Origin of the sequence: Pseudomonas sp. Pseu.R1 (assembly GCF_045764065.1) — a bacterium.
Lineage (GTDB): Bacteria > Pseudomonadota > Gammaproteobacteria > Pseudomonadales > Pseudomonadaceae > Aquipseudomonas.
This window is the reverse complement of the sequence record NZ_JBJGEE020000001.1, coordinates 4,179,148-4,196,901: the sequence shown is the minus strand read 5'-3', so window position 1 is coordinate 4,196,901 and position 17,754 is coordinate 4,179,148. Positions and strand designations below refer to the sequence as shown.

The window sequence follows — 17,754 nt, the reverse complement described above, 5'->3', positions numbered from 1 at the left end:
ACAGCTAAGCACAGCACCAAAATTGCGCCAACCCTGATGGATGGTGCAGGGGTGTGCACGGGGATGGGGCGACAGCTGAAAGGCTTTGCGCCGCTACGCGCATAAAAATAGCGATTACTTTCGGGCTTCCATTTTGTACATCAAATGCATAAGCCATAAACCTGCTATTGAAAGCATGATACATATGGTGTACATCGTTATCCCGAACCAAAATCCACCCGGCTGCTCGCTCAGTGTATAACGCGTGTACGGTTGCCCTCTTCCACCTAACAATATATAGCCGCTCGCGAATCCGTCATAAATCAGATACCCCATTGCCCCAATAAAAAAAAGCACGAGTGATGCACCTATAGGATAGGTGACTTTGTTCCTCGTTTGCCTTTTTCGAGCAGCAACTTTCTCCTCCAAGTCTCGACGCCTATTACTCTCAGCAATTTCTCGTCTTGAAATTCCCCTACCACCCACCCTTGTAGAGTTGGTACCATAGCCAAACTTCCCCCCTACAACACGTCCAACGCTTGCCTGAGCACGGAGCATGCGAAACTCTCTAAAGCCGCTGTAAAATCTTCTATGCAAGCGACTATTAAATGAAATCAGCCCCAGCAACGGTAGAATGATTGAAATAGAGTATGTAAGCAACCCCACGCCCCCCCCTTTTGAGGGAATGACAATCACAAGACACAACACCAACAATCCCACTGACACCCTCAACCACAGCGCATGGCCTGTCGCAATCATGAAATTACAGAGCAATACAAGAAGAACACCAGAACCGCTAAGCCAAACCGCCATGCGTTCGTTGTTTAATGCTACTGCTCCAGGAAAATAAACAAACAAAACAGTCCAGACCGCGATACCAACAGAAAAACAAGAGACAACTGAATTATACATACACAGGGAAATGTAGCCTCTGCGGAATGTCTCAAACTCAAAATAATCAGTCATTGGAGAATTCCTGATACAGTGCCACAGCCACAGTATTCAGAATCCCTGAAATCGAGCTACCGACTACATCAGGAATGGTGCTCACGCAATCTGCTATCTGAATTCTCGTACTATTTCTGAACTGAACTGGAGTGAATCTCTTTGGTAGCTCGCCCGCAGCCTGTCTAAGCTTCATCAGTTTCGGAGTAATCCGCGGATCCTTGATTAAAAGAAGCTCCCTAGTAAGCGCTTTTCGCTGATGGCTGTTTAGGGTCTTTAGTGATTGCATAGTGCCTCTCCCTGTGGACGACTTTAGCACCCCAAGCAACTTGAACGTTGTTCCCCACGTAACAGCCACTCCAGCGAGGGAAATGGCGTCTAACACAAATAACGTTTCTTTGTACCACTCTTCAGTATCAAGCTCGTCTTTCCTTAGAGGATTGTGCACTTCTAGGTGGGTTCTATACATACCATTGAAACATTGCGCAGTCGTGGCAAGCGCTGCAGCAAGTCCCATGTAAGCAACGACTGTGCTCGCTCCTGCGCTAAAAGGAATTAGGACCATGCCCGTGGTAGCTATCACACTCCAACTGATGATAGCTCCAACACACGCGATTCCCATTCCAACAACCTCAGAGGTCAATTCAGATTCTCGCGGTTCAGTCTCTAAAATCTTAGAGAACTGATATCCATTCAATCCCCTAGGAGGCTCGCGCAAAATAACCCTTTTCAGTCCGACGCTACAAACCGGCTGAAACTCCCTCAATGTCACAACGTTGAAATCTCTGTCAATGAAAACCACCCCCGCCCCAATGATCGCAGGATCTGAATCAATGATCCGAAATAGTTTCCGAAGATCAACAGCACTCTCCACTCGCTCTCGCGCAATGCTACGCGCCACTGAAAATCCATCTCTGAGACGTATCCCGTTCATTCTCTTATCTCTGTTTTTTATGAGAGCAAGTGAGAGTAAGCCGTATTTTTTGGCAACGATGTAGGATTTTTTTCTTTTTCATGTATGAACGCTCTCTTTCTGTTCCACACCTATTGTCATTGGATTCAGAGTGAGAAAAGGTGCGCATCGACATCACGTCAATCATCATTTTCAGGGAGTGCTCATGGCAATTGACATGTTTTTGAAGCTGGGCGACATCAAAGGCGAATCCAAAGACAGCATCCATAAAGAAGAGATAGATATCCATACGATTAACTGGTCCATGTCGCAGTCCGGATCCAATCATCAAGGCGGAGGTGGTGGGGCAGGCAAGGTGAATATCACTGACTTGAGTCTCACCAAATCATTGGACAAGTCTTCGCCCAACCTTATGATGGCTTGCTCTAGCGGAAAACATTACCCAGAGGCAACGCTTACGGTTCGCAAGGCTGGGGGAGCCAGCCCAGTTGAATATATGATCATTAAGTTGAGCGAGGTAATGGTTGCGCATTATCAGACAGACGCTGGAAACTCTGATGAAACATTAAAAGAAACTTTCTCTCTAAACTTCGGCAAAGTCGAAGTCTCCTACCAACCTCAAAAAGCCGACGGCAGCAAAGATGGTGGAGCCATCAAGTACGGCTGGAACATCCGCGAAAACGTGAAGATGTAAAACGCAAAACGCCAGCTCGAAAGCTGGCGTTTTTGTTTACGGCACGATCATTCAGCGTGGGAACACAGGCTGACGTGACGGTTTCTTCTTGCCGCCCTTCCCGCCTTTCGCAGCATCCGCACGATCTTTCGCGGCTTGTTTGTTGCGCGCGGCAGCGGCTGCTTTCGCTTCTTCACGCTTATCCCAAGGCTTGCTGCCGTCACTGGCGCGCGGTGGCAGGCCGGTGTGTTGCGTGAGAATCTTCGTGGTCTTGGCGACCTTGTGGCTACCAGCCGGCGTCGAGTTCTTGCGACGGGCGCTTTGGTAGCTATCGGTGTCCGGCTGATGCAGTGGAATTAACTGGTGCTTGCCAGGGCCGATCAGGTCGGCACGGCCCATACGCTCAAGCGCTTCACGCAGCATCGGCCAGCCTTTCGGGTCGTGGTAGCGCAGGAAGGCCTTGTGCAGACGGCGCTGCTCTTCGCTCTTGACGATGGTAACCGGGTCGCTCTTGTAGGTGACCTTGCGCAGCGGGTTCTTGCCCGAGTGGTACATGGCGGTCGCACTGGCCATCGGCGACGGGTAGAACGCCTGCACCTGGTCCGCACGGAAGCCGTTGCCCTTGAGCCACAGCGCAAGATTCATCATGTCTTCGTCGGTGGTGCCCGGGTGAGCAGCGATGAAGTAGGGAATCAGGTACTGCTCTTTGCCCGCTTCTTTCGAGAACCTCTCGAACATGCGCTTGAACTTGTCATAGCTGCCAATACCCGGCTTCATCATCTGATTGAGTGGGCCTTCCTCGGTGTGCTCCGGGGCGATTTTCAGGTAGCCGCCGACGTGGTGGGTCACCAGTTCCTTCACGTACTCCGGCGACTCAACTGCCAGGTCATAACGCAGACCGGAGGCGATCAGAATCTTCTTCACTCCCGGCAGCTCACGGGCACTGCGGTAGAGCTGGATCAGCGACGAATGGTCGGTGTTCAAGTTCGGGCAGATGCCTGGGAACACGCATGAGGGCTTACGGCAGGCGGATTCGATTTCCGGGCTCTTACAGGCGATGCGGTACATGTTCGCGGTTGGACCACCGAGGTCGGAAATGACGCCAGTGAAGCCGGGCACCTTGTCGCGAATCTCTTCGATCTCACGAATGATCGAATCGTGAGATCGGTTCTGGATGATGCGGCCTTCGTGCTCGGTGATCGAACAGAAAGTGCAGCCACCGAAGCAGCCACGCATGATGTTCACCGAGAAGCGAATCATGTCGTAGGCCGGGATTTTCTCCTTGCCGTACGCAGGATGGGGGATACGTGCGTACGGCATGCCGAACACGTAGTCCATTTCTTCAGTGGTCATCGGAATGGGCGGAGGGTTGAACCAGACGTCAACGTCACCATGCTTCTGAACCAGCGCGCGAGCGTTACCCGGGTTGGTTTCCAGGTGCAGCACACGGTTGGCGTGGGCATACAACACCGGGTCGTTACGCACTTTCTCCATCGACGGCAAGCGAATGACCGTCTTGTCACGAGTCATACGTGGGCTGGCCAGAATCTGCACGACCTTGGCTTCGTTCGGGTCTTCAACCTCGCCCTTTTCCTGCTCGATGGCGCAAGCCTGGGTGTCCTGGGTGTTGACGTACGGGTTGATGATCTTGTCGACTTTGCCCGGCCGGTCGATGCGTGTGGAGTCGACTTCGTACCAGCCTTCAGGCGTGTCGCGACGAATAAACGCGGTTCCCCGCACATCGGTGATGGTTTCGATCTGCTCGCCATAGGACAGGCGGTTGGCAACCTCGACAATTGCCCGCTCGGCGTTGCCGTACAGCAAGATATCGGCGCAAGCGTCGATCAGGATCGAGTTGCGAACCTTGTCCTGCCAGTAGTCGTAATGCGCGATGCGGCGCAACGAAGCCTCAATGCCACCGAGGATGATCGGCACATCCTTATAGGCTTCCTTGCAGCGCTGGCTGTAGACCAAGCTGGCACGATCCGGACGCTTGCCCGCCATTCCGCCGGGTGTATAGGCATCATCGGAACGGATCTTCTTGTCGGCGGTGTAGCGGTTGATCATCGAGTCCATGTTGCCCGCTGCAACGCCGAAGAACAGATTCGGCTTGCCGAGCTTCATGAAGTCGTCTTTGGACTTCCAGTCTGGCTGCGCAATGATCCCGACGCGGAAGCCCTGCGACTCCAGCAGTCGGCCAATGATTGCCATGCCAAACGACGGGTGATCGACATAGGCATCGCCGGTCACGATGATGATGTCGCAGGAATCCCAGCCAAGCTGATCCATCTCTTCCCGGCTCATTGGCAGGAAAGGCGCTGGCCCGAAACATTCGGCCCAGTACTTCGGATAGTCAAATAACGGCTTGGCTGCTTGCATGTCGATGACCAGGGTTCGTAATCAGGGGAGGCGATTCCTCTACGGGAATTCGCGGGCGCGGAGAATAGCACAAATTTTGATCAAATCCGACGGAGTTGGTCGGGTTTGTACCGCCAACCTCAACCCAACCTACTCATCATCATCAAAGTTATAACTACCCGGCGCCAGGTTTTCGAACCGGGTGTACTTGCCGATGAAGGCCAGCCTAACGAAACCGATCGGGCCGTTCCGCTGTTTACCGATGATGATTTCCGCAACGCCTTTATGCTCGGTTTCCGGGTGATACACCTCGTCCCGGTACACGAACATGATGACGTCGGCGTCCTGCTCGATCGCTCCGGACTCCCGCAAGTCGGAGTTAACCGGCCGCTTGTTCGGGCGTTGTTCCAAGGAGCGGTTGAGCTGGGACAGTGCGACCACCGGGCAATTGAACTCCTTGGCCAGCGCTTTCAGGGAACGGGAGATCTCAGAAATCTCGTTGGTCCGGTTGTCGCCGCTGGAGCCCGGAATCTGCATCAACTGCAAGTAGTCGATCATGATCAGGGCGATGTCGCCGTGCTCGCGCACCAGACGCCGGGTACGGGCGCGCATTTCTGACGGGCTGATGCCGGCGGTGTCGTCAATGAACAGCTTGCGGTCATTGAGCAGGTTGACCGCCGAGGTCAGGCGTGGCCAGTCATCGTCGTCCAGTTGACCGGAACGCACCTTGGTCTGATCGATACGCCCGAGCGAAGACAGCATACGCATCATCAGCGATTCGCCTGGCATCTCAAGCGAGTAGACCAGCACTGCCTTGTCGCTGCGCAACACCGCGTTTTCGACCAGGTTCATGGCGAAGGTGGTTTTGCCCATCGACGGACGGCCCGCGACGATGATCAAGTCCGCTGGCTGCAGGCCGCTGGTCTTTTCGTCCAGATCGGTATACCCCGTGGACAGACCGGTAATGCCCTCGCCCATGTTGAACAGGGTATCGATGCGGTCGATGGCCTTAGTCAGCAGGTCGTTGACGCCCACAGGGCCGCCGGTCTTTGGCCGGGCTTCGGCAATCTGGAAGATCTGCCGTTCGGCCTCATCGAGAATTTCTTCGGCAGTGCGACCTTCAGGATTGAAGGCACTGTCGGCAATTTCGTTACTGATGCCAATCAACTGACGCAAGGTGGCCCGCTGCCGAACGATCTGGGCGTACGCCTTGATGTTCGCAACCGACGGGATGTTTTTTGCCAGCTCCGACAAGTAGCCCAGGCCACCCACTTGTGAGGTCTGACCTTCCTTGTCCAATTGCTCGGAAAGGGTCACGACGTCGATGGGCAGGTTCTGATCGGCCAATTTTGCAATGGCCCGAAAGATCAGGCGGTGGTCGTGGCGGTAGAAATCGCCATCCGACACCTGATCCAGTACCCGTTCCCAAGCATTGTTATCCAGCATCAAACCACCGAGCACGGCCTGTTCGGCCTCGATGGAATGCGGCGGCACCTTCAGTGCAGCGGTTTGCAGGTCGTATTGCTCGGGAGCGGAAATATCGTTCATGGCCACACTGAATCAGGATTTGTATCAGGAGTTAACTAACAATACCTAGAAATGACAAAGGGCACGACCTGTAAAACAGGTACGCGCCCTTTGCTGATGAATTGGCGAGGTTATCGCCAACTCATCGAATTTCAGCACCGAAGCACCGAAATCAAGCAGCTTACGCAGCCACCACGACAACGCGAACGGTCGCTTCAACGTCGCTGTGCAGGTGCACGGCAACGTCGTACTCGCCGACGTTACGGATGGTGCCGTTCGGCAGACGAACTTCGGACTTGGCCACTTCAACGCCAGAGGCGGTCAGTGCGTCAGCGATGTCGTGAGTACCGATCGAACCGAACAGCTTGCCTTCGTCACCGGCAGTGGCAGTGATGGTCACTTCCAGCTCGCCCAGTTGAGCAGCACGCGCTTCAGCCGAAGCTTTCTTCTCGGCAGCTGCTTTTTCCAGCTCAGCGCGACGCTCTTCGAACGCAGCCAGGTTGGCAGCGGTCGCAGCGGTGGCTTTGCCGAAAGGCAGCAGGTAGTTACGGCCGTAACCAGCCTTAACGTTTACTTTGTCGCCCAGGTTGCCCAGGTTGGCGATTTTTTCCAGCAGGATCAGTTCCATTTGGTAATAACCTCTTAACTTTAACCTTCACCGTTCGCAGAGCCGTTATCGGCGTCCTTCGACACCAGACGGCCGCGAAAATCAATCAGGCTGTCGACAATGGCAAACACCACCAGCAACGGATAAATCAACTGCATGAACAGCACCAGGGTGACGTACAACCCCACCAGCCAAAACCGTGTCAGGTGCTTTGCAGCCACCAGACCGTGAATCAAGGCCAGACCCGCGAACGCCAGCGGCACGCTGCACAACGGTGTCAACATCGCCAGTTGCGGACCGAAATTCGGCGCCACCAACATGCACACCAGCAGCACCAGCATCGGTGCCCGCGGGAGCTTCAAGCTGCGAAATTCGCGCCCGAAACCGCCTGGGTTATACAACAACCCCTGCCAGTACCGCCCAAGGATCAGGCATACCACGCTGAGGATCTGGAGCACCGCTGCTATCAGGCCGTTGAGGACCGGTGTAATCAATGCTCCCAGACGCGCTCGCTCTTCTACCGACATCTGTTGGTAGACCTCACCGAAGACGTGGGGTAGGAGTTTCTGCAACTCCCCCGCCATGGCTTCGATGGGTTCGCGGAAAACCGCCCCCAGGATCACGCCATACAACAATCCAAGCCCTACGCTGACCAGCAGCACGCGAACCCAGGATTCGCTGGCACGCAAAAGCGCTGCCAACCCCCATGAACCCAGCAACACCATCAGGGTGCGAGGATCACCGAAATACCACCAGACAACCGCTGGCAGCAGACCCCAGGCGAGGACACTCGTGGCATCACTCAACCCGCGTCGCAGAAGCACAAGGCATCCCGCGGCAGCACTCAACCAGAACAACAGCGGCAATGCCGCACATCCAGCCACTACCAGAGTGGCCTGCACGCGACCGCGCATGATGAAGTCAGCCATGGCGCGCATGCGATTTATCCCTTACTGCGTTTTGTCGACTGAACCTGGACTCAGCGGCCGTGGCTGTCGGTGTAGGCCAGCAGGGCCAGGAAGCGGGCGCGCTTGATAGCGGTAGCCAGCTGACGCTGATAACGAGCTTTGGTACCGGTAATGCGGCTAGGAACGATCTTGCCGGTTTCGGATACGTAGGCTTTCAGGGTGTTTAGATCTTTGTAATCGATCTCTTTAACGTTTTCTGCGGTGAAACGGCAGAATTTACGACGACGGAAGAAACGTGCCATGTAATTGGCTCCTCAAAAGGTCCGTGGATTACTCGTCAGCGTTATCGCTGTTGTCGCTGTCATCACTGTCAACGCCTTCTGCGTCGGAGTGCTCAGGACGGTCGCGACGCTCACGGCGCTCACTGCGGTTCTCTTCAGCCTTGAGCATCTCGGACTGGCCAGTGATGGCTTCGTCGCGACGGATGACCAGGTTACGGATCACGGCATCGTTGTAACGGAAGTTGTCTTCCAGCTCGGCCAGAGCCTTGCCAGTGCACTCAACGTTCAGCATCACGTAGTGAGCCTTGTGAACATTGTTGATTGCGTAGGCCAGTTGACGACGGCCCCAGTCTTCCAGGCGGTGGATCTTGCCGCCATCTTCTTCGATCAGCTTGGTGTAACGCTCAACCATGCCGCCGACTTGCTCGCTCTGGTCCGGGTGAACCAGAAAGATGATTTCGTAATGACGCATGAATGCTCCTTACGGGTTGTAGCCTGCCGCCAGAGCGGTCAGACAAGGAGTGAAAAACACTGGTTTATCTTGCACAAGGGCAGGCACATCTGCGCCTGCCATAACAGCAAGGGGCGCAATTGTAGAGAAGGGCCTGAGTCGGCGCAAGGAAATTGGTGAATATTTGAACAGCGGAGTTGTAACATGCCAACCGCGATACGGGCGCGCAGCCTGTGGGAGCGAATTCATTCGCGAGAGGGCGGGAACGACAACGCAGATGGATCGAATGTACCGCCGCATCGTCGGAATGCCGCCCAGAATGAATCCGCTCCCACAGCACGGGGCAGCAGACCTCGCTTACTTCTTCAAAGCCGCTTTGGCAGCACGCTGACGCATGGCTTCGAACAGGCAAACGCCTGTTGCCACCGAAACGTTCAGACTGCTGACACTGCCCGCCATCGGCAATCGCACCAGATAGTCGCAATGCTCGCGCGTCAGGCGACGCATGCCTTTGCCTTCCGCGCCCATGATCATGATCAGCGGGCCGGTCAGGTCTTGTTGATACAGCTCCTGCTCAGCCTCCCCCGCCGTACCCACGACCCACAATCCGCGTTGCTGGAGTTTTTCCAAGGTGCGCGCCAGGTTAGTGACGGCAACCAGCGGGATCACTTCAGCCGCACCGCAGGCGACTTTTCGTACCGTTGGCGTCAGCGTGGCCGACTTGTCCTTCGGCACAATCACCGCCAGCGCACCGGCTGCATCCGCCGTACGCAGACAAGCACCGAGGTTGTGCGGATCAGTGACGCCATCGAGTACCAGAATCAGCGGTGCACCTTCCGTACGATCGAGCAACTCGTCGAGCATCGCCTCGCCCCAGACCTGGCTCGGGCTCACCTCGGCCACGACGCCTTGGTGCACGCCTTCAACCCAGGCGTCCATTTCACGGCGCTCGGCTTGACCAACCTGCACGCGATTCTGCGCAGCAAGATCGATCAACACCTGCATGCGCGGCTCGCTGCGCCCTTCAGCCAGCCAGATTTGCTTGACCCGCTTCGGGTGATGGCGCAACAGCGCTTCCACGGCATGCACGCCGTAGATTTTTTCCAACTGACTCATGACTTGGCCTTAGGTTTCTTCGCCGCAGGGGACGACTTCGATGGTCCCTTACGGTGCTTGGTCGGCTTTGACGCCTTGCCTGACGATCCGGAATCACCTTTGGCAGATTTGCCGCCGCTCTTGGCTTCAGCCAGCAATGCCTTTTTCATTTCGCGACTTTTGCGAACTTCAGCATTCTTGGCCGCAGCATCACTGGCGCGGTACGCCTCGACCGGTTCTTTGGCAGGACGACGGCTCGGCTTGGAAAGCGTGAGCTTTTCCTTCTCTTTCTCAGGCTTTTGTGCAGTTTTTTGCACAGGCGCAGGTTCGGCTGCCTTACGTTTGCGACCTGTTGGCGCAACGGCTGGCTTGTCCGACATTTCGAAGTCGATCTTGCGCTCGTCGAGATCGACGCGCATGACGCGCACTTCAACGGTGTCACCCAGGCGGAAGCTACGGCCGGTACGCTCGCCCGCCAGGCGGTGATGGACCGGATCGAAGTGGTAGTAGTCATTCGGCAGCGCAGTAACGTGCACCAGACCTTCGACATAGATGTCGGTCAGCTCGACGAACAGCCCAAAGCCCGTCACGGCAGTGATCACACCCGGGAACGACTCGCCTACGCGATCCTTCATGAACTCGCACTTGAGCCAGTTCACCACGTCGCGGGTCGCTTCGTCGGCGCGGCGTTCGCTCATCGAGCACTGTTCGCCCAACTGCTCCAACGCGGCTTCGTCGTACGGATAGATACGCGCTTTCGGAATCGAGGCCGCACCGGCACGACGAACGTGCGGAGTGTCCTGCTTCGAGCGAATCACACTGCGAATGGCGCGGTGGGTCAACAAGTCCGGATAACGGCGAATCGGCGACGTAAAGTGGGTGTACGCCTCATAATTCAGGCCGAAGTGGCCGTTGTTGTCGGACGTGTACACCGCCTGACTCAACGAACGCAGCATCACGGTCTGGATCAGGTGATAATCTGGACGATCCTTGATCGACTCCAGCAACGCCTGATAATCCTTCGGCGACGGGCCGTCCTTGCCTTTGTGCAGAGACAGGCCGAGCTCACCCAGGAAGGCGCGCAGCTTTTCCAGGCGCTCAGGCGGCGGGCCGTCGTGAACGCGATACAGTGCCGGGATTTCGTGCTTTTTGAGGAATTCCGCCGTGGCCACGTTGGCCGCCAGCATGCACTCCTCGATCAGTTTGTGAGCATCGTTACGCTGGGTCGGACGAATTTCCGCGATTTTGCGCTCGGAGCCGAAGATGATGCGAGTTTCCTGAGTTTCAAAATCAATGGCACCGCGAGCGTGACGTGCGCCCAGCAGCGCTTTGTACAATGCATAGAGCTGCTTGAGATCAGGGACGACCTCGCTGTACTCACCACGCAGCTTCTTCGCTTCGGACGTCTTCGAGTGCTCAAGAATCGTACTGACTTTGTTGTAAGTCAGGCGCGCATGGGAATGGATGACCGCTTCGTAGAAGACGTAATCCGTCATTTCACCGGTTTTGGAAATGGTCATTTCGCAGACCATCGCCAAGCGATCCACCAGAGGATTCAGCGAGCAAAGGCCGTTGGAAAGCTGCTCTGGCAGCATCGGCACCACGCGTTCGGGAAAGTACACCGAGTTGCCGCGCACCTGTGCTTCGGCGTCCAGCGCCGAACCGATTTTCACGTAACTGGAGACGTCGGCGATGGCAACGTACAGCTTCCAGCCACCAGAGAACAGCCGCAGCTTGCCGGGTTTGGCCTCACAGTAAACGGCGTCGTCGAAGTCGCGGGCGTCTTCACCGTCGATGGTGACGAACGGCAAATGACGCAGATCGACGCGATGCTCTTTGTCTCGTTCCAGCACTTCAGGCTTCAGACGGCCTGCTTCCTTGAGCACACCTTCCGGCCAGACGTGGGGAATATCGTAAGTACGTAGCGCGACATCGATTTCCATGCCTGGCGCCATGTAGTTACCGACGACTTCGATCACATCGCCCTGTGGCTGAAAGCGCGGCGTTGGCCAGTGGGTGATTTTCACCTCCACGAACTGGCCAATCCTGGCGTCGGCATTACGGCCCGGCGTAACCAGCACTTCCTGCTGGATCTTGGGGTTGTCAGCGACGACAAAACCAATGCCCTGCTCTTCGAAATAGCGGCCAACGATGGTTTCGTGTGCACGAGAAACGACTTCGACGATCACACCTTCACGACGACCACGACGATCCACACCCGATACGCGGGCCAAAGCGCGGTCGCCATCGAACACCAGACGCATCTGCGCCGGACTCATGAACAGGTCTTCGGAGCCGTCGTCAGGGACGAGGAAACCAAAACCATCGCGGTGACCGCTGATGCGACCCAGGATCAGGTCGAGCTTATCCACCGGCGCATACGTACCACGACGGGTGTAGATCAGTTGCGCGTCGCGCTCCATGGCTCGAAGGCGGCGGCGCAAGGCTTCGATCTGGTCTTCCGTCGTGAGACCGAACTCTGCCACCAGCTCTTCACGGGCAGCGGGAGACCCACGCTCGGAAAGGTGCTGGAGAATCAGCTCGCGGCTAGGGATGGGGTTTTCGTATTTTTCCGCTTCACGAGCGGCCTCGGGATCGAGGGACTGCCAATCGGCCATTAGAATGAATTCACCTTATCTGTATGCAATTAGTTTGGCATATACCCGATTGAAACGCGAAGCCAGCATTCATTGAGACTTTTCGCTATTTCAAAAAAAATTTCACGACAGGGGGTTTACAGCCCCGAATCTCATCCGTAAGATGCGCCCCACAACGACGGCACAGGCCACGTTGTAGTTGAAATCGAAAGAAATATCCTTCGAAATCAACGACTTGCCCAGATGGTGAAATTGGTAGACACGCCAGCTTCAGGTGCTGGTGACCTTACGGTCGTGGAAGTTCGAGTCTTCTTCTGGGCACCAATTCAACGAAACCGAGCCAAGTGCTCGGTTTTGTGCTTTTCGGGGTTTGAAAATATCGCGCTACAGAACAACCCAGAGCGTAGATCACTTACTCCCCCCTTTCCTCAACGGCCATCTTGCCCGTTCTTTTCTACATTTCTTCGAACGACCACACCCTCCGATCAAAAAAATTAAAAATTCAGTTGCATCAAAACGAAAAATCTAATTAAATCAGCGCCATGCCCAGGTGGTGAAATTGGTAGACACGCCAGCTTCAGGTGCTGGTGACCTTACGGTCGTGGAAGTTCGAGTCTTCTCCTGGGCACCAGACAAAACGAAACCGAGCCAAGTGCTCGGTTTTGTGCTTTCTGGGGTTTGTGAATTTAATGCCCCCCTATAGCAACACGGCTTGCGGACGGCGACGTCACAAAATTCGCTGCCGCCGGCAAGCCGGACTGCTACAGATACATAGCCACTCACTCGCTAAGCCCGGAACTGCCCCAAGCTCGCCTTCAATTGCGCCGCCAGCTTATCCAGCGTCTTGCCGCTGGCCGTGGTTTCGACCACCGCCTGCGCCGCCTTCTCTGCTTGAGCATGAATCACTTCAACGCGCCCTCTGACTGCTTGCGCACCTTTCGCCTGGTGCTCAGCGGCACGCGTCGCCAATCCGATTGCCGCATGCACCTGCTCAACCGAGGATTGAACGGTCTGTTGTAAGCGTGCGCTGTCGCGCAACACCTCAAGCCCCTCTTTCGCTTGGCGCCCAGCGATACCGATGGTTGCCACGGCCTCTTTGGCACCGGATTGCAGCTTGGTGATGTGCTCTTGAATATCGCCCGTCGAGCTTTGGGTCTTGCTGGCCAATGCACGCACCTCATCTGCCACCACCGCAAACCCACGCCCGGTCTCCCCCGCCCGCGCCGCTTCAATCGCTGCGTTGAGCGCCAGCAAATTAGTCTGCTCGGCGATGCCATGAATCACTTCCAGCACCACTTCAATTTGCTCACTTTGCTGAGCCAGACGTTCAATTACCTGCGCACCGGCATCAACCTGCCCGGCCAGCGCCTCGATCAGATTGCCGACCTGATTGGAGGTGCGGGTGTTTTCATCCGTAGCATGACGAATGTCCACCACTTGCTGAAGAGCAGCCTGCATTGCCTGACTTTCAGCCTGAGCCTCATCGGCCATTTGCGACAGCGCTTGCAGGCTGGCCGCCACTTCATCCCGCTGCAACTCAGCTGCCGCATCGGCGCCCGCATTGCGCTTGCTCATGGCACCGATCTCAACGCCGGTCTGCTGCGCCACATCGCCCGCTTCACGTACGATGGGTTGCAGCTTGTCGACGAAGCGATTGACCGCGGACGCCATATCACCGATTTCGTCATTACTGTTAAGTTTGACCCGCTTGGTCAGATCGCCCTCGCCCGCAGCCAGATCATCCAGTGCCCGATTGAGCAGTTGCAGACGCAGGACAACACGGCGCCCCAAGACCACCGCCAACGCCAGTAAGACGCCCAGCCCCACCAACGCAAGGCCCACACCGATTCTCCAGCGCAACGTCGTCGCCGCATCCTGCACCGCAGCACTGGTATTGGTGGCCATCGCCGAAGCAGAGGACTGCGCGGTTTGCAGGCGCGAACGCAACGCTGTCGAGCTTTCGGCAGCAGCGCTGCCCAGGCTGTCGGAGACCAGTTGCTCGCCATTGCCGATCAGCGCCGTAAATCGCTTATCCAGCGCAGCCAAGTCGGCCTCTACCAAAGCCGTCGACACGCCCATGCGCACCTTACCAATCTCAACGCCATTCGGACTGATGGACGCCTCGACGTAATACACCGACGGATCTTTCTGTGCCGCATTCAGCACCTTATCCATCGCCCGCTCGCCCTCACCTTTGGCCAGTAGGTTCTTGATAGATTCGTTGTCGCGATTCAGGTAGCGCGTCAGGTGCTCGCCTTGAGCGTCGTCATATACCACGAACAGCACGTTCGGATTACGCTGAGCGCGGCGTGCGAATTCGGAAAGCGTCGGCGTGTCGTTGTCCCACATGGCGCGCGGCGCTACAGCGGCGAGTAATTCAGCCATGTCACCTGCTGAATCCTTGAGGGCCTTTTCCAGCGTGCCCCGCAGTTGTTTCTGCTCATCCTTCAGCCGAGCCGACAAGCCCGCACTAAGGCGCTGCCGGGTATTTTGCGAGAGGCTGTCCAGACTGGCGGTAACGTCACGACTCGCCTGCTCAAGCTCGCCCGACAAGTGTTGCGAATCTACACCCAGGCGCGCAGCCAGATCAGCTTCGAGCGCCGTCACGGTGCTCCGGGTAAGGGCGACCGCTACCAGCACCTGCACCAAAAGGGCGATGCCGAGGGCAATGAATACGGGACGCAGCAAGCGGCTGCGCAAAAGCGAAAGGACGGCTGACACTGGAGACTCCCCCAACAACAAACGCCATTAAAATGATGGCATCTTTTCTGACGGTATTTACAGCAAGGGGCGTGCCGTTCTCATGATCAGGATCATACGCGCATAAAAAAGGGGTCGCAGTTGCGACCCCTTCTTGTATTTCAACGACTTATCAACCGAACGGATGACGCAGAACGATGGTCTCGTTGCGATCAGGGCCTGTCGAAATAATGTCGATCGGCGCACCCACCAGCTCTTCCAGACGCTTGATGTACGCCACAGCGTTGGCTGGCAGCTCTTCCAGGGTTTTGGCACCCAGGGTCGATTCAGACCAGCCTGGCATTTGCTCGTAAACAGGCTTCAGGCCCACATAGCTGTCGGCATCGGTCGGCGCGTCGATCACTGCGCCGTTTTCGTTCTCGTAGCCCACGCAGATGTTGATGGTTTCCAGACCGTCCAGCACGTCCAGCTTGGTCAGGCACAGACCCGAGATGCTGTTGACGTCGATGGCGCGACGCAGGATGACGGCATCGAACCAGCCGCAACGACGCGCACGACCAGTAGTCGCACCGAATTCATGACCGCGCTTGGCCAGGAACGCACCGACATCGTCGAACAGTTCAGTCGGGAAAGGACCGGAACCGACGCGCGTGGTGTAGGCCTTGGTAATGCCGAGGATGTAGTCGATGAACATTGGACCAACGCCCGAACCGGTGGCGATGCCGCCTGCGGTGGTGTTGGAACTGGTGACGTACGGGTAGGTGCCGTGGTCGATGTCCAGCAGCGAACCTTGAGCGCCTTCGAACATGATGTCCTTGCCGTCGCGACGCATTTCATGCAACGCAGCGGTCACGTCCAGCATCATTGGCTTGAGCTGCTCGGCGTATTCCATGCACTCGTCGAGTGTTTTCTGGAAGTCGATCGCAGGTTCTTTGTAGTAATTGACCAGCACGAAGTTGTGGTAGTCCAGCAGCTCACCCAGCTTGGCGGCGAAACGCTCGCGATGGAACAGGTCACCGATGCGCAGGCCACGACGTGCAACCTTGTCTTCGTACGCGGGGCCAATGCCGCGACCGGTGGTGCCGATCTTCTGCTCGCCACGGGCCTTTTCACGGGCCTGATCCAGCGCAACGTGGTAGGACAGAATCAGCGGACAGGACGGGCTGATGCGCAGACGCTCGCGCACCGGAATGCCTTTCTCTTCCAGCTTGGTGATTTCACGCATGAGCGCGTCAGGCGCTACGACCACACCGTTACCGATCAGGCACTGCACGCCTTCGCGCAGTACACCGGACGGAATCAGGTGCAGAACGGTTTTCTCGCCATCGATCACCAGAGTGTGACCGGCGTTGTGGCCGCCTTGATAGCGAACTACCGCGGTAGCATGTTCGGTCAGCAGATCAACGATCTTGCCTTTGCCCTCATCACCCCACTGGGTGCCCAGGACTACGACATTCTTACCCATAACACTTGTCCTCATTCACGCAAACTTGGGTGCCGGCTGTGCCGACTGGAAAAACTCAAGAGGCCAGCGGCATCACCTGCCAAAGCTCGCCCTGCTGAACCAATTGCCGATCGCAGTCGGCTTCTTTCGCTGCCGAGACCTGCTGGCCTGGCAATGCCTGAACCACGCGCTGACCTTCGCCGCGCAACTGGCAGACTTTCTGCCAGAGTGCCGCATCGGTGCTATCAGGCATCCAGATACCGCCAGACGGTAGCTCGATCTGCGCCTGCCCCAGCGTGACCAGGGTTTTCAAATCGGTGGAAAAGCCCGTTGCCGGACGCGCTCGACCAAAGTCGGCACCGATATCATCGTAACGACCGCCCTGAGCGATCGACTGCCCCACGCCCGGTACGAACACCGCGAACACCACACCGGTATGGTAGTGATAGCCGCGAAGCTCGCCGAGGTCGAAGTACAGCGGCAGATCCGGGAAACGCGCCGACAGACGCTCGGCGATTTCCACCAGATCATTCAAGGCGTCGATAACCGGCGCAGGCGCCTTGGCCAGACGCTCGCGGGCAGCCACCAGCACTTCACGACCGCCACACAGATCAACCAGTGCGCGCAGCATGGCGGCCAGGTCGGCTGGCAAGCCTTCGGTCAGGGCGACGACTTCATCGATCGCCTTGCGCTGCAACGCATCAAACAGTTGTTGCTCGACCTCACCGGAAAGGCCGGCCGCACGGGCCAGACCGCGGTAGATGCCGACATGGCCCAGATCCATGTGAACGTCAGGCACCTGGGCCAGTTGCAACATGGCCAGCATCAAGCTGATGACTTCCACGTCACTGCTCGGGCTGGCATCGCCGTACAATTCGGCGCCCAGTTGAATCGGGCTGCGCGAGGACGACAGCGCGCGAGGCTGCGCATGCAATACGCTACCGGCATAGCACAAGCGGCTCGGGCCTTCCCGGCGCAGTGTATGCGCGTCGATACGGGCGACCTGCGGCGTGATGTCCGCACGGAAGCCCATCTGCCGACCCGATTGCGGATCGACCACCTTGAAGGTGCGCAGATCCAGATCCTGGCCCGCACCCGTGAGCAGAGACTCAAGGTATTCGATGTGCGGCGTCACGACGAACTCGTAACCCCAGCTTTGAAACAGATCCAGCACCTGACGACGCGCCACTTCTATGCGCGCAGCTTCCGGCGGCAGTACTTCCTCGATGCCATCCGGCAGCAGCCAGCGGTCAACCGTTGCCATTACGCCTTTCCC

Annotated in this window: 14 protein-coding genes, 2 tRNA genes and 1 pseudogene; 3 read left to right on the top strand and 14 right to left on the bottom strand. The window is 56.8% G+C overall.

Annotated elements, in window-relative coordinates; genetic code table 11:
• Positions 1 to 114: 114 nt before the first annotated feature.
• Together ACI5GA_RS19285 and ACI5GA_RS19280 are read right to left on the bottom strand one after the other, a co-directional pair.
• Positions 115 to 945: a hypothetical protein gene (locus tag ACI5GA_RS19285; RefSeq protein ID WP_421423846.1), complete on the bottom strand. Its 831-nt coding sequence runs from the start codon at positions 943 to 945 to the stop codon at positions 115 to 117.
• Positions 938 to 1,858 carry an NAD synthetase gene (locus tag ACI5GA_RS19280; RefSeq protein ID WP_421423845.1) on the bottom strand — a complete coding sequence of 307 codons (921 nt, stop codon included), beginning with the start codon at positions 1,856 to 1,858 and terminating at the stop codon, positions 938 to 940. The genes ACI5GA_RS19285 and ACI5GA_RS19280 overlap by 8 nt, the downstream gene beginning before the upstream one ends.
• Positions 1,859 to 2,042: 184 nt before the next feature.
• On the opposite strand from ACI5GA_RS19280, the gene ACI5GA_RS19275 reads away from it, so the two are divergent.
• Positions 2,043 to 2,531: an Hcp family type VI secretion system effector gene (locus tag ACI5GA_RS19275; protein ID WP_421423844.1), complete on the top strand. Its 489-nt coding sequence runs from the start codon at positions 2,043 to 2,045 to the stop codon at positions 2,529 to 2,531.
• Between the two features lie 51 nt (positions 2,532 to 2,582).
• Here the strand turns inward: ACI5GA_RS19275 and ACI5GA_RS19270 are convergent, their stop codons facing one another.
• The 8 genes from ACI5GA_RS19270 to rnr form a co-directional block, all read right to left on the bottom strand.
• Positions 2,583 to 4,889 (bottom strand): YgiQ family radical SAM protein, encoded by a 2,307-nt coding sequence (locus ACI5GA_RS19270; RefSeq protein ID WP_421423843.1) that lies wholly within the window; start codon positions 4,887 to 4,889, stop codon positions 2,583 to 2,585.
• A 129-nt stretch (positions 4,890 to 5,018) separates the two neighbouring features.
• A complete protein-coding gene (gene dnaB / locus ACI5GA_RS19265; RefSeq protein WP_404636462.1) occupies positions 5,019 to 6,416 on the bottom strand; it encodes a replicative DNA helicase in 1,398 nt (465 codons plus the stop codon).
• Positions 6,417 to 6,576: 160 nt separating this feature from the next.
• Entirely contained in the window at positions 6,577 to 7,023 is a 447-nt protein-coding gene (gene rplI, locus ACI5GA_RS19260) for a 50S ribosomal protein L9 (protein WP_108239442.1), read from the bottom strand.
• Positions 7,024 to 7,043: 20 nt separating this feature from the next.
• Complete coding sequence (locus ACI5GA_RS19255) at positions 7,044 to 7,940, bottom strand: hypothetical protein (RefSeq protein ID WP_421423842.1); 897 nt, start codon at positions 7,938 to 7,940, stop codon at positions 7,044 to 7,046.
• 41 nt (positions 7,941 to 7,981) lie between these two features.
• Entirely contained in the window at positions 7,982 to 8,212 is a 231-nt protein-coding gene (gene rpsR / locus ACI5GA_RS19250) for a 30S ribosomal protein S18 (protein WP_037015707.1), read from the bottom strand.
• Positions 8,213 to 8,240: 28 nt separating this feature from the next.
• Positions 8,241 to 8,663, bottom strand: a complete 423-nt coding sequence (gene rpsF / locus ACI5GA_RS19245) for a 30S ribosomal protein S6 (protein WP_108239440.1) — start codon at positions 8,661 to 8,663, stop codon at positions 8,241 to 8,243.
• A 336-nt stretch (positions 8,664 to 8,999) separates the two neighbouring features.
• Complete coding sequence (gene rlmB / locus ACI5GA_RS19240; protein ID WP_421423841.1) at positions 9,000 to 9,758, bottom strand: 23S rRNA (guanosine(2251)-2'-O)-methyltransferase RlmB; 759 nt, start codon at positions 9,756 to 9,758, stop codon at positions 9,000 to 9,002.
• The gene (gene rnr / locus ACI5GA_RS19235) at positions 9,755 to 12,355 is read right to left on the bottom strand and encodes a ribonuclease R (protein WP_421423840.1); all 2,601 of its coding nucleotides are present in this window, start codon (positions 12,353 to 12,355) and stop codon (positions 9,755 to 9,757) included. The genes rlmB and rnr overlap by 4 nt, the downstream gene beginning before the upstream one ends.
• A gap of 216 nt (positions 12,356 to 12,571) precedes the next feature.
• On the opposite strand from rnr, the gene ACI5GA_RS19230 reads away from it, so the two are divergent.
• Together ACI5GA_RS19230 and ACI5GA_RS19225 are read left to right on the top strand one after the other, a co-directional pair.
• Positions 12,572 to 12,658: transfer RNA gene (locus tag ACI5GA_RS19230), tRNA-Leu, on the top strand.
• 220 nt (positions 12,659 to 12,878) lie between these two features.
• Positions 12,879 to 12,965 (top strand) — tRNA-Leu (locus ACI5GA_RS19225).
• Positions 12,966 to 13,120: 155 nt separating this feature from the next.
• On the opposite strand, the gene ACI5GA_RS19220 is transcribed toward ACI5GA_RS19225, so the two are convergent.
• The 4 genes and pseudogenes from ACI5GA_RS19220 to ACI5GA_RS19205 all read right to left on the bottom strand — a co-directional run bounded on the left by ACI5GA_RS19220 (position 13,121) and on the right by ACI5GA_RS19205 (position 17,742).
• Positions 13,121 to 13,825, bottom strand: coding sequence for a methyl-accepting chemotaxis protein (locus ACI5GA_RS19220; RefSeq protein WP_404636563.1), 705 nt, complete (start codon positions 13,823 to 13,825; stop codon positions 13,121 to 13,123).
• 201 nt (positions 13,826 to 14,026) lie between these two features.
• A pseudogene (locus tag ACI5GA_RS19215) lies at positions 14,027 to 14,239 on the bottom strand (methyl-accepting chemotaxis protein); the annotation flags it as partial.
• Positions 14,240 to 15,206: 967 nt separating this feature from the next.
• On the bottom strand, positions 15,207 to 16,499 hold the full coding sequence (locus tag ACI5GA_RS19210) for an adenylosuccinate synthase (RefSeq protein ID WP_404636458.1): 1,293 nt from the start codon (positions 16,497 to 16,499) through the stop codon (positions 15,207 to 15,209).
• 55 nt (positions 16,500 to 16,554) lie between these two features.
• Positions 16,555 to 17,742, bottom strand: coding sequence for an ATP phosphoribosyltransferase regulatory subunit (locus ACI5GA_RS19205; protein WP_404636457.1), 1,188 nt, complete (start codon positions 17,740 to 17,742; stop codon positions 16,555 to 16,557).
• Positions 17,743 to 17,754: the final 12 nt, after the last annotated feature.